General features: G+C 72.9%; 12 protein-coding genes and 1 riboswitch. Of the genes, 2 read left to right on the plus strand and 10 right to left on the minus strand.

Translation table 11 applies throughout. The features are described 5' to 3' along the window. Nucleotides 1-6 precede the first annotated feature (6 nt). The 8 genes from ABT085_RS11810 to ABT085_RS11845 all read right to left on the minus strand — a co-directional run bounded on the left by ABT085_RS11810 (nucleotide 7) and on the right by ABT085_RS11845 (nucleotide 9,015). Nucleotides 7-1,206, minus strand: a complete 1,200-nt coding sequence (locus ABT085_RS11810) for a glycine C-acetyltransferase (RefSeq protein ID WP_351604908.1) — start codon at nucleotides 1,204-1,206, stop codon at nucleotides 7-9. A gap of 34 nt (nucleotides 1,207-1,240) precedes the next feature. After that, entirely contained in the window at nucleotides 1,241-2,269 is a 1,029-nt protein-coding gene (tdh, locus tag ABT085_RS11815; protein ID WP_351604911.1) for an L-threonine 3-dehydrogenase, read from the minus strand. Between the two features lie 286 nt (nucleotides 2,270-2,555). After that, nucleotides 2,556-3,125 (minus strand): GAF domain-containing protein, encoded by a 570-nt coding sequence (locus ABT085_RS11820; protein ID WP_351604914.1) that lies wholly within the window; start codon nucleotides 3,123-3,125, stop codon nucleotides 2,556-2,558. Nucleotides 3,126-3,248: 123 nt separating this feature from the next. Continuing rightward, the gene (locus tag ABT085_RS11825) at nucleotides 3,249-3,869 is read right to left on the minus strand and encodes a GTP-binding protein (protein ID WP_351604921.1); all 621 of its coding nucleotides are present in this window, start codon (nucleotides 3,867-3,869) and stop codon (nucleotides 3,249-3,251) included. Next, on the minus strand, nucleotides 3,847-4,218 hold the full coding sequence (locus ABT085_RS11830; protein ID WP_351604946.1) for a DUF742 domain-containing protein: 372 nt from the start codon (nucleotides 4,216-4,218) through the stop codon (nucleotides 3,847-3,849). The genes ABT085_RS11825 and ABT085_RS11830 overlap by 23 nt, the downstream gene beginning before the upstream one ends. Before the next feature lie 2 nt (nucleotides 4,219-4,220). After that, the gene (locus ABT085_RS11835) at nucleotides 4,221-4,655 is read right to left on the minus strand and encodes a roadblock/LC7 domain-containing protein (RefSeq protein WP_351604924.1); all 435 of its coding nucleotides are present in this window, start codon (nucleotides 4,653-4,655) and stop codon (nucleotides 4,221-4,223) included. A gap of 56 nt (nucleotides 4,656-4,711) precedes the next feature. Then, on the minus strand, nucleotides 4,712-7,375 hold the full coding sequence (locus ABT085_RS11840) for a sensor histidine kinase (protein ID WP_351604927.1): 2,664 nt from the start codon (nucleotides 7,373-7,375) through the stop codon (nucleotides 4,712-4,714). Nucleotides 7,376-7,833: 458 nt separating this feature from the next. Continuing rightward, nucleotides 7,834-9,015, minus strand: coding sequence for an MBL fold metallo-hydrolase (locus tag ABT085_RS11845; RefSeq protein WP_351604930.1), 1,182 nt, complete (start codon nucleotides 9,013-9,015; stop codon nucleotides 7,834-7,836). A 196-nt stretch (nucleotides 9,016-9,211) separates the two neighbouring features. On the opposite strand from ABT085_RS11845, the gene ABT085_RS11850 reads away from it, so the two are divergent. Further along, nucleotides 9,212-9,823 (plus strand): TetR/AcrR family transcriptional regulator, encoded by a 612-nt coding sequence (locus ABT085_RS11850; RefSeq protein ID WP_351604933.1) that lies wholly within the window; start codon nucleotides 9,212-9,214, stop codon nucleotides 9,821-9,823. Nucleotides 9,824-9,872: 49 nt separating this feature from the next. Here the strand turns inward: ABT085_RS11850 and ABT085_RS11855 are convergent, their stop codons facing one another. Both ABT085_RS11855 and ABT085_RS11860 read right to left on the minus strand, forming a co-directional pair. Next, complete coding sequence (locus tag ABT085_RS11855) at nucleotides 9,873-10,658, minus strand: SGNH/GDSL hydrolase family protein (RefSeq protein WP_351604949.1); 786 nt, start codon at nucleotides 10,656-10,658, stop codon at nucleotides 9,873-9,875. Nucleotides 10,659-10,993: 335 nt separating this feature from the next. Beyond that, complete coding sequence (locus ABT085_RS11860; protein ID WP_351604936.1) at nucleotides 10,994-11,959, minus strand: M23 family metallopeptidase; 966 nt, start codon at nucleotides 11,957-11,959, stop codon at nucleotides 10,994-10,996. A gap of 2 nt (nucleotides 11,960-11,961) precedes the next feature. Continuing rightward, nucleotides 11,962-12,123, minus strand: a riboswitch (cyclic di-AMP (ydaO/yuaA leader). A 452-nt stretch (nucleotides 12,124-12,575) separates the two neighbouring features. Here ABT085_RS11860 and ABT085_RS11865 point away from each other — a divergent pair. Next, nucleotides 12,576-13,373, plus strand: a complete 798-nt coding sequence (locus ABT085_RS11865; RefSeq protein ID WP_351604939.1) for a tyrosine-protein phosphatase — start codon at nucleotides 12,576-12,578, stop codon at nucleotides 13,371-13,373. Nucleotides 13,374-13,375 lie beyond the last annotated feature (2 nt).

The raw sequence follows: 13,375 nt of genomic DNA on the forward strand, positions 1-13,375 counted from the left end.
CCCGGCTCAGGCCTCCAGCTCGGCGCGGGCCGCGACGAAGGCGTCGACCGCGCGGTCGACGTCGTCCGTGGAGTGCGCGGCGGACAGCTGGACGCGGATACGGGCCTGGCCCTGCGGGACGACCGGGTACGAGAAGCCGATCACGTACACCCCGCGCTCCAGCAGCAGTTCGGCCAGCCGTGCGGCCCGCGCGGCGTCGCCGATCATCACCGGCGCGATGGCGTGGTCGCCGGGCAGGACGTCGAAGCCCTCCTCGGTCATCCGGGAGCGGAACAGCGCGGTGTTCTCCCGCAGCCGCACCCGCAGGTCGTCCGCGGACTCCAGCAGGTCGAGGACCTTCAGGGAGGCGGCCGCGATCACCGGGGCCAGGGTGTTGGAGAAGAGGTACGGACGGGACCGCTGGCGCAGCAGCGCGACGATCTCCGCGCGGGCGGCGACATAGCCGCCGGAGGCGCCGCCGAGGGCCTTGCCGAGCGTGCCGGTGATGATGTCCACACGGTCCATCACGCCGTGCAGCTCGGGCGTGCCGCGGCCGCCGGGGCCGACGAAGCCGACCGCGTGGGAGTCGTCGACCATGACCATGGCGTCGTAGCGCTCGGCGAGGTCGCAGATCTCGTCCAGCGGCGCCACGTAGCCGTCCATGGAGAAGACGCCGTCGGTGACGATGAGCTTGCGGCGCGCACCGCCCTCGCCGGCCTCCTTGAGCTGCCGCTCCAGGTCCGCCATGTCGCGGTTGGCGTAACGGAACCGGCGGGCCTTGGACAGCCGGATGCCGTCGATGATCGAGGCGTGGTTGAGGGCGTCGGAGATCACCGCGTCCTCGGCGCCGAGCAGCGTCTCGAAGACACCGCCGTTGGCGTCGAAGCAGGAGGAGTACAGGATCGTGTCCTCCTGGCCGAGGAACGCCGACAGGCGCGCCTCCAGCTCCTTGTGCACCTCCTGCGTACCGCAGATGAAGCGCACCGAGGCCATGCCGTAGCCCCAGCGGTCGAGGGCCTCGTGGGCGGCGGCGACGACCTCGGGGTGGTCGGCGAGGCCGAGGTAGTTGTTCGCGCAGAAGTTGAGGACCTCGCCGGGGCGGCCGCCCGCGGTGACGGCGACGGTCGCGGACTGCGGGGTGCCGATCACGCGCTCGGGCTTGTGCAGACCGGCGGCGCGGATCTCGTCGAGGGTGGCGCGCAGGTCGTCGCGCACGGAGTCGAACATCGAAAGCTCCTAGGAAGTGGCGGGTGACTTGCGGCTACGCGGTCCAGTCGAGGATGACCTTGCCGCCGCGGCCGCTCGCCGCGTCGGCGAACGCCGCCTCGAAGTCGCGGTACCCGTACCGGCCGGTGATCACGGGGGACAGGTCGAGGCCGCCCTCCAGCAGGACCGACATCGCGTACCAGGTCTCGAACATTTCGCGGCCGTAGATGCCCTTGATGGTGATCATCGAGGTGACGATCCGGGCCCAGTCGACCGGGAACTCCTGGGCCGGCAGGCCGAGCATGGCGATCCGGCCGCCGTGCGTCATGTTGGCGATCATGTCGCGCAGGGCCTCGCCGCGCCCGGACATCTCCAGGCCGATGTCGAAGCCCTCGCGCAGGCCGAGGATGCGCTGGCCGTCGGCGATGGTGGCGTCGGAGACGTTCAGCGCGAGACTCGCGCCGATCTTGCGGGCCAGTTCCAGGCGCTCCTCGCTGACGTCCGTGACGACGACGTTGCGGGCGCCGGCGTGCCGGGCCACGGCCGCGGCCATCAGGCCGATCGGGCCGGCACCGGTGATCAGCACGTCCTCGCCGACCAGCGGGAACGACAGCGCGGTGTGCACGGCGTTGCCGAACGGGTCGAAGATCGCGGCGACGTCGAGGTCGACCGGGACGCGGTGCACCCAGACGTTGGAGGCGGGCAGGGCCACGTACTCGGCGAAGGCGCCGTCACGGCCGACCCCGAGCCCGACCGTCGCGCGGCACAGGTGGCGGCGCCCGGCCAGGCAGTTGCGGCACTTGCCGCAGACCAGGTGGCCCTCGCCGCTGACCCGGTCGCCCTCGTTGATGTCCGCGACGTCACGGCCGGTGGCGACGACCTCGCCGACGAACTCGTGCCCGACCACGAGCGGGGTGCGGATGGCCTGCTGCGCCCAGCCGTCCCAGGCCCGGATGTGCAGGTCGGTGCCGCAGATACCGGTCCGCAGGACCTTGATCAGAACGTCACCGGGACCGATCTCGGGCTCGGGGACGTCCATGAGCCACAGTCCGGGCTCCGCGTTCTGCTTGACCAGCGCCTTCAACGGTACGGCTCCTGTGGGTGAGATCCCTGCCGCGGGCATGCCGAGGACGCCCGCAGCCGGGGAGAGCAGTGGAATCGCCTAGCAATCTGCCGTATCGCGGTGCCGTGGTCCATCGAGGTTTTCTTAAGCGGCGCCACAGCTCTGCTTCACACCGGTGCGCCGCGCCCGCCAGGCCCGGGCCCGCCCGGCCCGGTCCGTCCCCCGGTCGGCGCAGTCCCCCGTGTCCCCCGGTCGGCCCAGCCCGTCCGTCCCCCGGTCGGCTCAGCCCGTCCGTCCCCGGGTCGGCTCAGAGCGGGAGGCCGTCCGCCTCGCTCCGTTCGATGCGTGCCGTGAGCTCGGCGGCCGTCGACTTGATGGTCTCCAGGCCGGTCCTCCCCCAGGGCCGGGGCGTGGCGTCGGCCACGCACACCGTGCCCAGCACCATCCCGCCGGCGGCGACGAGCGGGGCGCCGAGATAGGAGTGGATGCCGTAGTCGTAGACGATCGGGTTGCCCGCGAACCGCGGGTAGTCGCGGACGTCCTCCAGGACCAGCGCCTTGCGCCGGACGACGACATGGGGGCAGTACCCGTGGTCGCGGGGCAGCCAGCGGCCCACCTCGGGCCGGCCGGGGGGTGCGGGCGCAGGAGCTCCCGGAAGGTGCAGCCCGGCGAAGTACTGCCGCTCCTCGTCGATGAAGTTGACCATGGCGTACGGGGCCCCGGTGAGGTGGGCGAGCCGGTCCGCGAAGGCGTCGAGCTCGGGCTCGGGCCGCTCCCCCAGCCCCAGCCTCCGCAGCCGCAGCGCGCGGGCGGGCGCCTCCTTGTCCTCGGGGGTGAGCAGCAGCCGGCCCGCCGGACGCGGTGGGCCGTAGCTCATGGCCGGCCTCCGGCCGGGCACGCGAGGGCCGGGCGGGTGCGGGCCGGCTCCGGGTGGGTGCGGGTCATGTGCGGGCTCCGTGGACGGGTGCGGGGATCGCGGGCTCCGTGGGCGGGTCGAGGATCACAGGTGGACGCCACGGCTGGGCTCGGGGGCCGCCGGGGCATGGGCGATGAGGTGGCGTACGAGGGTCAGCAGGGTCTGGACGCCCGAGGCGGAGATACGGGCGTCGCAGCGCACCACGGGGATCCCGGGACCGAGGTCGAGGGCCGCGCGGACCTCCTCGGAGGCGTAGCGGTGGGCGCCGTCGAACTCGTTGACCGCCACGATGAAGCCGAGACCGCGTTCCTCGAAGAAGTCGACGGCGGCGAAGCACTCCTCCAGGCGGCGGGTGTCGGCCAGGATGACCGCGCCGAGCGCGCCCTCGGAGAGCTCGTCCCACATGAACCAGAACCGCTCCTGTCCGGGCGTGCCGAACAGGTAGAGGACGTGCTGCGGGTCGAGCGTGATGCGGCCGAAGTCCATCGCCACGGTCGTCTCGACCTTGTTCTCGATGCCGTCGAGATTGTCGGTCGTGGCGCTGACGGTGGTCAGCAGCTCCTCCGTGCTGAGCGGGGCGATCTCGCTCACCGTGCCGACAAAGGTCGTCTTGCCGACCCCGAAACCGCCCGCCACCAGGATCTTCAGCGCGGTGGGGAAGGGCATGGGGCCGTTCTCGTACTCAGAGCTGTCGTCGTAGTCCATCGAGCACTGCCTCCAGAAGGGCCCGGTCGGTGGGGTTGTGGTGGAATTCGGGAGGTTTGGTGGTCAGTACCCCGCAATCGACCAGGTCGGACAGCAGCACCTTGGTGACTGCCGCCGGCAGCTTCAGATGGGCGGACACCTCGGCGACCGAGACGGGCGCGCGGGAGAGGGCGAGGGCCTGTGCGTGCTCCGGACCGAGGTACCCGAGCGGGGTGACCCCGGTGGCCCGCACCTGCGAGATGAGGTCGAGCGCGATGGTGGGCCTGGTGCGGCCGTTGCTGACGGTGAAGGGCCGCACCAGCCGTCCGGCCGCGTCGTCGAGCCAGGGCCCGTCGCCGGCCGCCGCCACGCTCAACGCCTCATCACCGGGGGGTCGGCGGCATGCTGCCGGGGCGCCGTCACCAGGTACGGGCGGACGCTCTTGACCAGCATGGCCATCTCGTAACCGAGCACCGCGGCGTCGGCCTCGCGGCCGGCCAGCACCGCGAGGCAGGTGCCGGAGCCGGCGGTGGTCACGAACAGCAGGTTCGCGTCGAGTTCGACGACCACCTGCCGTACGTCACCGCCGTCGCCGAAGCGCGCACCGGCGCTGCGCCCGAGGGAGTACAGACCGGAGGCCAGGGCGGCCATGTGGTCGGCGCTGTCGTGGTCCAGGCCGTGGACGGACTTCACGAGTCCGTCGCAGGAGAGCAGGACCGCACTGGTGGTGTGCGGGACGCGCTGCACGAGGCCGCTCATCAGCCAGTCGAGATCGGACGAATGACTGGTCGGCACATCGCTCGCCATGGTGGATCGACTCCTTGGGGTACGAAGGTCGGCGGGAGCTGTGGGGGGTGCGGTGGTCATCCGGCAGGCGCGCTCCCGTCGTGCCGGGCGGGGTGCTGGTCGGGTCCGGGCGCGGACCGGCTGTCGCGCGCGCCGGATGCCTCGGGGGCGGACGGCGTCGCGGGCTGCGCGCGGGCTATACGTGCCTTGTCCAGGAAGGACGTCGGTACGACGACGGCGGGCGGCGCCGGTTCGGCGGCAGCGGGCGTCGGTACGACGACGGCGGGCGGCGTCGGCGTCGGCGTCGGCGTCGGCGCGAGGTGTACGTCGTTCGGTACGAGCTGTACGTCGGAGAGGGACGCGCCGGGGGGTGCGGCCGCCTCCAGGCTCTGCTGGGCCTCGGCCAGGCCGACGCCACGCTGGAACGCGGCCATCAGGCCCGGGTCGTGCGCGGCGACGTGTTCGGAGTCCTGGCGGGGCGCGGGCCCGCCGCGCAGCTGGGGGGCGATGTGCTCCTGGGCGCGCCGGCGGGGCAGCCGGGGCTTGCCCATGGTGCCGCGCACCGCGCCGCTGCGCGGGGTGGGCAGCCCTTGCGTGCTCTCCGCGACGGTCCGGCGTTCCTCGGGCCTGATCCCGGGCACGGCCGCGGCGGGGTTGGACCGTTCCCCCCGGGGGCCGCGCACCGGCAGGGGAGCGGGCGCGCCCCCGAGCGGCAGGGAGGCGTCGGGCGTGCTGCGCGGGGCCGGCAGCTCGCCGTGGCCGCCGGACGTTCCGCCGTCGTCTGCGCCACCGACTCCGCCCGGCGGCCGGTCCGGTTCGCCGGTGCGCGCCGGCACGCCCGGACCCGCGGTGCCCTGCGGCAGAGCGCGGATCCCGGCCGGCCGCGGAACGGCTCCGGCCGCCTCCGGCCGCGTACCGGTGCCCGTGCCGTCGGCGGGTGCCGCCGGGCCTGTGCCGCTCCCCGACCGGAGGGCCGCGGCGCCGTTCGCCTTCGTACGCGGATCGGTGCCGTTCGCCACGGGGGACGCCCCGCCGCGGCCCGACCCGGAAGCCGGTCCGCCGCCGTTGCGGGTGAGCGCTGATCCGTTCCCTGTGAGGGATGGTCCGCTCGCCGTGCGGGCCGGTCCGTCGCCGTTCCCGGTGCGGGCCGGTCCGTCGCCGCTCGTCCCGTCGGCCGGGTACCCGAACCCGGTACCGCCCGGGATCGGGATCGGGCCGCGACGGCCCGGCACGGGGACCGGACCGCTGACACCTGACGCGGTCGAGGCGGAACCCGTGGAACCCGTGGAACCCGCGGAGCCCGCGCCGTTCCCGGTCCGCGCGCTCCCGTCGAGGGCGGCGGGAACGACGGTGCCGCGGTCGTCGTCACGCTGCTGCCGACGCCGTCGGCCGGTCGGGACGGCCGGTGCGGCGGGCGCGAGGTGCCGTCCGGGCTCCGGGGCGGATCCGGTCCCGGACTGCTGCGGTCCGGCGGGACCGGCCGCCGGATCCGCCGGCCGGGGCACGGCGACGGCCCCGACGACGCCACCCGGCGCCGTACCGAGCAGCCCCTGCGGCACGACCAGGACGGCCTGCACCCCGCCGTAGATGTTGGTCTGGAGGCGGACCCTGATGCCGTGTCGGCGCGCGAGCTGGGAGACGACGAAGAGCCCGATCCGGCCGTCGGCGAGCAGCCGGGCGACATTGACCTGGTCGGGGTCGGCGAGCAGGTCGTTCATCCTGCTCTGCTCCTCGGCGGGCATGCCGAGCCCGCGGTCCTCCACCTCGACGGCGAGCCCGGAGGTGACGAGGTTGGCGCGCATCAGCACCTGGGTGTGCGGGGCGGAGAACACCGTGGCGTTCTCGACGAGTTCGGCCAGCAGGTGGATGACGTCGGCGACAGCGTGACCACGCAGCTCGCCGTCGACCGGCGGGACGAGCTTGACCCTTGAGTACTGCTCGACCTCGGCGATCGCGGAGCGCAGCACCTCGGTCATGGACACCGGGTTGCTCCACTGCCGGCGCGAGACCGCCCCGCCGAGCACGGCGAGGTTCTCGGCGTGACGGCGGATGCGGGTGGCGAGGTGGTCGACGTGGAAGAGGCCCTTGAGCAGGTCGGGGTCCTCGATCTGGTTCTCCAGCTCGTCGAGGATGGAGATCTCCCGGTGCACCAGCGACTGGAGCCGCCGGGCCAGGTTCAGGAAGACCTCCAGCTTCTGTTCGCTGCCCGTCTGGCTGGAGAGCTGGGCGGCCTGCACGACGGCGGTGACGGCGCCGTCGTGCGCGCGGGCCAGGTCCGCGGCGAGAAGTTCGAACTCGTCCGCGTCCTTGGCCGGGCCGCCGCGCGGCTTGCGCCGGGGCGCGTTCTCGCCGCGTCGTAACGCCTCGACCACGGCGCGCAGATCGGCCTCGCCGCGGGCGCTGCTGCGGCGCAGCGCGGCGATCCGGTCGGTCACGGACCGGGCGGCACGGTCGGCGGCGACGGCGGCGATCAGGATCCCGGCGACGGTGACCGCGAGGGCGCCGGTCAGCACCGCCCACAGGGTGATGCCCTGTCCGGCCCCGGCGGAGCGGGCGGTGACCAGGATCGCCGCGCACGCGCTGAGGGCGACCGCGATGGGCGGCAGCACGGCGAGCCGCAGGAGTTGCGGCCGTATGTGGGCCTCGGGCAGCGGGACGGCGGGGCGGGCGACCGGCCGCCCGTGCCGCCCGCCGCCGTCACGGCGGTCTGCGCGTGCGGCCGGTGCGCGGAGGTGAGACATCGGTGTCCTCGTGCTGGTCCGTCGAGCCTGAGCCTGGTTGCTCACGCGTGGTGCGCAGCTCGGGCATGCGCCATCGCGATGCCGGTCGGGAGAGTCGAAGAATTCGGCCCTGCGTCGCCCGGCGGACACTCACAGTAGTCGCGCTTGCGACAGGTGCGGTGGGCAGTTGGCAAAGTCCCACGGGGAGCATCCCGCTCTGGTATGAGGCCTCGCACGAAAGACCGATAAACCCACCGGACCCCCCTCCCCCAGGGGGAACACGAAGAGAACCCGGCAGTAAGAAGTTGGTCTCAACCGATCAGAAACAGTCACCGTCGGTGATGTCGAAAGGCTCGGTGATGCCGAAAGGGCGAGAACCGTCGCCGCCCGACCGCGCATCCGCCCGACCGCGCACGGGTGCCGACGGAGCACGAGAGGAAACGGGGCCGCGCATGGTCCGGCCCCGGACGGATCGCCCCCTACTCCCCCGCGAAGGCCGGTTCCGGTCCGGCCGACGCCACCGGCGGCCATGTGGGCCAGCCCCCGGTCGGCGGCTTGGCGACGGCACGCCACCACGGTGCCGAGGGCGCCGCCACGGTCGGCTCGAACGGCTCGCCGGCCACCGGGGCCGCCAGGTTCGCTCCGGCCTTGTGCAGGGCCCGCATCGTGCCCTCGCCCGGCTCGGCCCACGGGTGCGGCGCCAGATTGAAGGTCGCCCAGTGGATGGGCAGCATCACGCCGGCCGCCGGGTCACCGGACTGGAGGTCGAGGTGGGCCTGGACCCCCTCCTCCGGAGTCATATGGATGTCGGGCCAGAAGTCCGAGTAAGCACCGATCTGGATCATTGTGGCGTGGAACGGGCCGTGTTCCGCACCGATGTCCCGGAATCCGTCGAAGTAGCCCGTGTCACCGCTGTGGTAGATCCGGTGTTCCTCGCCGGCCACCACCCAGGAAGCCCACAGCGTGTGCTGGGTGTTGCGCAGCCCACGGCCGCAGAAGTGGCGCGCGGGGGTGGCGGTCAGGGTGAGGCCGCCGATCCGGGTCGACTCGTGCCAGTCCAGCTCGCGCAGCCGGTCGGCCGCCACACCCCAGTGTTCGAGGTGCTCGCCGACCCCGAGCGGCACGGCGAACAGGGTGTCCGTGCCCGCCAGCGCCTTGATCGTGGGCATGTCGAGGTGGTCGTAGTGGTCGTGGGAGATGACGACGACGTCGACCGGGCCGAGCGCGGCCAGCGGCAGGGGCACCGGGTGCAGCCGCTTGGGACCGGCGAAGGCGAACGGCGAGCAGCGCTCCCCCCAGACGGGGTCGAACAGCACCCGTCGGCCGTCGATCTCGGCGAGCACGCTGGAGTGTCCCATCCAGGTGAGCCGCAGTCCGGAGGCGGGCGGCCGGGCGAGGTCGGCGAGGGTGGTGGCGTGCACCGGGATCGTGCCGCTCGGGGCGCGGTGCGACTTGGCCTCCCGGTCGAAGTAGACCTTCGCGAGGGAGGCGGCGGAGCCCGAGGGCCGGATCCGGGACGGGCCGCCGGGATTCTGGAACACCCCGTCCTTGAAGTGGGGCGATCTGCGGATGCGCGCCATGCGCCCGCCGCTCGGGTCCGCGCCGAAGGCCGCGGGCTGCAACGAGCGGAGCCCGAGGCTCGAGGAACGGGAACCGGGCACGGCACCTCCAGGGGGAGTCAGGACGCTTCATTATGGTCGGCTCCTGCCACAACGCCGGTGCCCGGCCGTACGTTCCCGTCCGCCCCGCGGGCAGCCGTGGCACCCGTCACCGGCGACGGCCGTCCCGCGCCCGGACCCGTTTCGTACGGATCACTTCGCCGTACCGGCAGCCGGGGTGCGGCACTAGGGTGACCGGGTGGCGAGAGTGCGGTTGAACGTGGCGGAGCGGCGCGAGGAGTTGCTGCGGGCCGCCGTGCAGCAGATCGAGGCGCGGGGCGTGGCGGCGGTCAGGATCGCCGACGTGGCCTCGGCACTCGGGGTGAGCAACGCGCTGGTGCTCTACCACTTCTCGACCAAGGAGAAGCTGGTCGCCGCCGCCTTCACCTACGCGGCCGAGGAGGACCTGGCCCGGTTGCGCAAGCTGCTCGGCCGCCGGACGACCGCGCTGCGGCGGCTGCGCTCGGCCGTGCGCTGGTACGCCCCCACGGGGCAGGCCAAGGGCTGGCGGCTATGGATCGAGGGCTGGGCGGCGGCGCTTCGCGAGCCCGCGCTGCAGAACGTCACGCGCGACCTCGACCGGCGGTGGAAGGCGGCGCTCGCCGAGGTCGTCGCGGACGGTGTGGCCGCCGGGGAGTTCGAGTGCCCGGACCCCGCGGCCACCGCGCTGCGTCTGACGGCGCTGCTCGACGGGCTCGCCGTGCAGCTGACGTCGTACCCCGGTGCCGTCTCGCGGGCCCGCGCGCAGGAGTGGGTGGACGAGGCGCTCGCCCGGGAACTGGGGCTCGCGCGGGAGGCGTTGACGGCGTAGACGCGGAGCCGGCCGGAGGACCGGCCCCGCGCCCGGGTCCGTCGGCCGCTCAGGCCACGGACGCGATCCGTTCCTTGATGTCCTCCGGGGACAGCGCGCCCTTGGCGGTCACGTGGTCGCCCGAGGACTCCCCGCGCAGCCGTCGGCCGATCCACGGGACCAGGTACTCACGCGCCCAGTGGACGTCGTCGCGCCGTACTTCGAGGGTGCCGCGCGGCGGCAGCGCCGGCCAGGGCTGCTCGGGGTCGGCCGGGACCTCCACGCCGAGGGTCTGGCCCGCGCGCAGCGCCACCCGCGTGTGTCCCTCGGGCGAGAGGTGGAGCCGGTCGTCGTCCCAGGCCCTGCGGTCCTGGACGGACTTGAGGGACCACAGGTCCAGCACCGGGCAGCCGTACCGGTCGGCGACGGCCCGGACGTGCCCGTTGTAGGTCGCGATCTTCCCGCGCAGGTGCTTGAGCAGGGGAACACCGCGGGTGTCGAAGCCGGTCGTCACCATGACCGTGCCGGATACGGCGGTCAGCGCGGCGATCGCGCGCTCGAACCGCTCCGCCACCTCGTCGGGATCGGTCCCGGGCCGGAGGATGTCGTTGCCGCCGGCACAGAAGGAGACCAGGTCCGGCGCGAGTCGGACGGCCTGCGGAAGCTGGTCCTCCACGATCTGGTCGAGGAGCTTTCCGCGTACCGCGAGATTGGTGTACTGGAAGTCGCCCTCGGGCTGCCGGTCCGCCAGGAGTACCGCGAACCGGTCGGCCCAGCCGACGAACGCCCCGTCGGGGCCGGGGTCGCCGACGCCCTCGGTGAAGCTGTCCCCCACCGCTACGTACGACCCGATCACTGCTCTGCTGTCACTCTTCGAATCGTCTGCCACATCGGCTCATGATTCACCTTCGAATGTGACCTACGCGACCGTAGCCATGGGTTGACGGACGGTGAGATAAGCCACTCCTAAAGAGTTGCCCAATCAGGGAATAAGCGTGCGATCCGGGACGTCGACGCAGTGCCCGCACCCGGACGCGCCGAAGGCCGGACCCCGGGGTGGGGGTCCGGCCTTCGACGGCGGAGACGCGCGCGGGAGACGGCCTGTCGGTCGGACAGTCCGTCAGCCGCACAGCCCGTCGTTCGGACGGCCCGGCTGTCAGGCGGCGGCCCGTCGGTCGGACGGCCCGCGGGTCAGACGGCGACGCCGTGCGCCCGGAGGTAGGCGATCGGGTCGATGTCGGAGCCGTAGTCCGGCGTGGTGCGGATCTCGAAGTGCAGGTGCGGGCCGGTCACATTGCCGGTCGCGCCCGAGAGGCCGACCTGCTGACCCGCGGTCACGGCCTGGCCGGCCGAGACGGAGAGCTGGGACAGGTGGGCGTACTGCGCGTAGTGGCCGTCGGCGAGCCGGATGACGACCTGGTTGCCGTACGCGCCTCCCCAGCCGGCCGAGACGACGGTGCCCGCGCCGACGGCCTTGAGCGGGGTGCCGGTCGGGACGACGAAGTCGACGCCGGTGTGGTGGCCGCTGGCCCACATGCTGCCCGCCACGTGGTACGCGGTGCCGATCGGGGCGCCGGCGACCGGGAGCACGAAGCCGCTGGCGGTGGCCTGCGGCGCGGCGGCCTGCGGGGCGGCGGGCTTCGACGCGGAGGACTGCGCGGACGAGGACTCCGTGGACGCGGACTGCGCCGAGGAGGACTCCGCCGACGGGGACTTGGGCGCGTCGGCCTGCGGGGTGGCGGACCGAGCACCCCCGCCCGTCACGGCAGCCGCGCCGATGCTGAGCTTCAGACCGGGGTGGATCAGCGACGGATCGGCCCCGACGGCCGCCCGGTTGTCCTGGTAGAGCCGGTGCCAGCCGCCGTCGACGTGCTGCGCGTCGGCGATCTTCGCGAGGTAGTCGCCGGCGACCACCGTGTAGGTACGGACGTCCGTGCTCTGCCCGGCAGTCTGCTCGGCGGTCTTCTGGCCGCTCGCCGGGACGGACTGCACGGCCGTGCCGGGAACCGACTGGGCGGCGGACTGCGGCGTCGCCGCGTGCGCACCGGTGGCTCCCAGCAGCGGGAGGGCGAGCGCGGCGCCGCCGGTTCCGGCGACGGCGAATGAGCGGGTGAGACGCAGGGTCTTGGGACGGCGGTGCTTACCCTTCGCGGGCATGGCGATTTCCTCTCCGGCGCCTACGAGGTGAGCTGTCGGGTGCGGACTGGAGATGTCCGGCCGCGCTCGCGGCGCGGCTGAACCCCTAGCCTGTTCCGGTGACGGGACCAGGCGGTCGAGCCTGTGGGTCCCCCGCTCCTGCCGTGCACGGGTGAGTGTGCGGACACCGGGCGGCGGCAGGATTAGGCGTCCGTCCGGATCGGTCTGGAACGTAGGCGAGCCCGCCGCAAGGGGACAAGCGCCCTCTTCCGGATCTGCCCGATTTGCTTGATCCGTTACGAGAGATCCCGATTACCCTCCGTGAATTCACCACCCTCTCGCTTCACATCCCCCCAAAAAAGCGCACTGATTGCGTGAACATGACGTACCACGCACGGTCACCGATATGACCCTGCTCACGCGCCCGTCACTCAGTCACCTTTACTCCGGGGCGACTTGGCGCGAAGGGTTTATTTCGGTCATATCTCTCAGAGGTGATACAGAAGGACGATCGGCGCATCGACCCTTGGGGCTGTGGGCAACACGGTCCCCCTGGAACCGATGTCGTATCGTCGACAGCGCATCCCGTCGGCCACCCGCCGAGCCACGCCGACGGGTCCAGCGGGAGGAGCCCCCCTTGACGCAGCAGGTCCCGTCGACCGAGCCCGAACTGGCCGGAGTGCGCAACTTCCGTGACGTCGGCGGGCTGCCGACCGCCGACGGGCGGCGGGTGCGCCACGGCGTGCTGTTCCGCAGCGGTCACCTGGCGCACGCCACCGACGAGGACGCGGCGTTCCTGTCCTCCCTGAAGCTGCACACGATCTTCGACTTCCGCAACGCGGCGGACCAGAAGCTGGAGGGCCCGGACGTCGAGCTGCCCGGCGTGCGCAATGTGAACCTGCCGCTGTCGGACCCGGCGGACGGCTCCGAGTTCTGGAAGATGGTCCGCGACGGCGAGATCGAGCAGCTGCGCGCGATCCTCGGCGAGGGCAAGGCCGCCCACCGGATGATCATGTCGTACCGCACCATCGTCAAGGAACGGACGGACGAGCACTCCCGGGTGCTGCACTCGCTGGCCGAGGACGGTGTCCCCGTCCTGATGCACTGCGCGGCGGGCAAGGACCGCGCCGGCCTGTCCATCGCCGTGACGCTGCTGGCCCTGGGGGTGGAGCGCGAGGCGATCCTCGCCGACTACCTGGAGTCCAACGCCACGCACCGCCGTTACAAGGTGCGCCGCAGCGACTCGTCCTCGGCCGGCTACTCCCCCGAGGTCATGGAGCTGCTCAGCCCCCTGTTCGACGCGCGTGCCGAGTACCTGGCCGCGGCGCTGGAGACCATCGAGGAGAACTGGGGCGGCGTCGACGCCTACCTGGAGCAGGGGCTCAAGCTGACCCCCGGGACCCGGGAACGGCTGCGCGAGCGGCTCCTCGACTGACC

Origin of the sequence: Streptomyces sp. NPDC002265, assembly GCF_040296125.1 — a bacterium.
Taxonomy (GTDB): Bacteria; Actinomycetota; Actinomycetes; order Streptomycetales; family Streptomycetaceae; genus Streptomyces.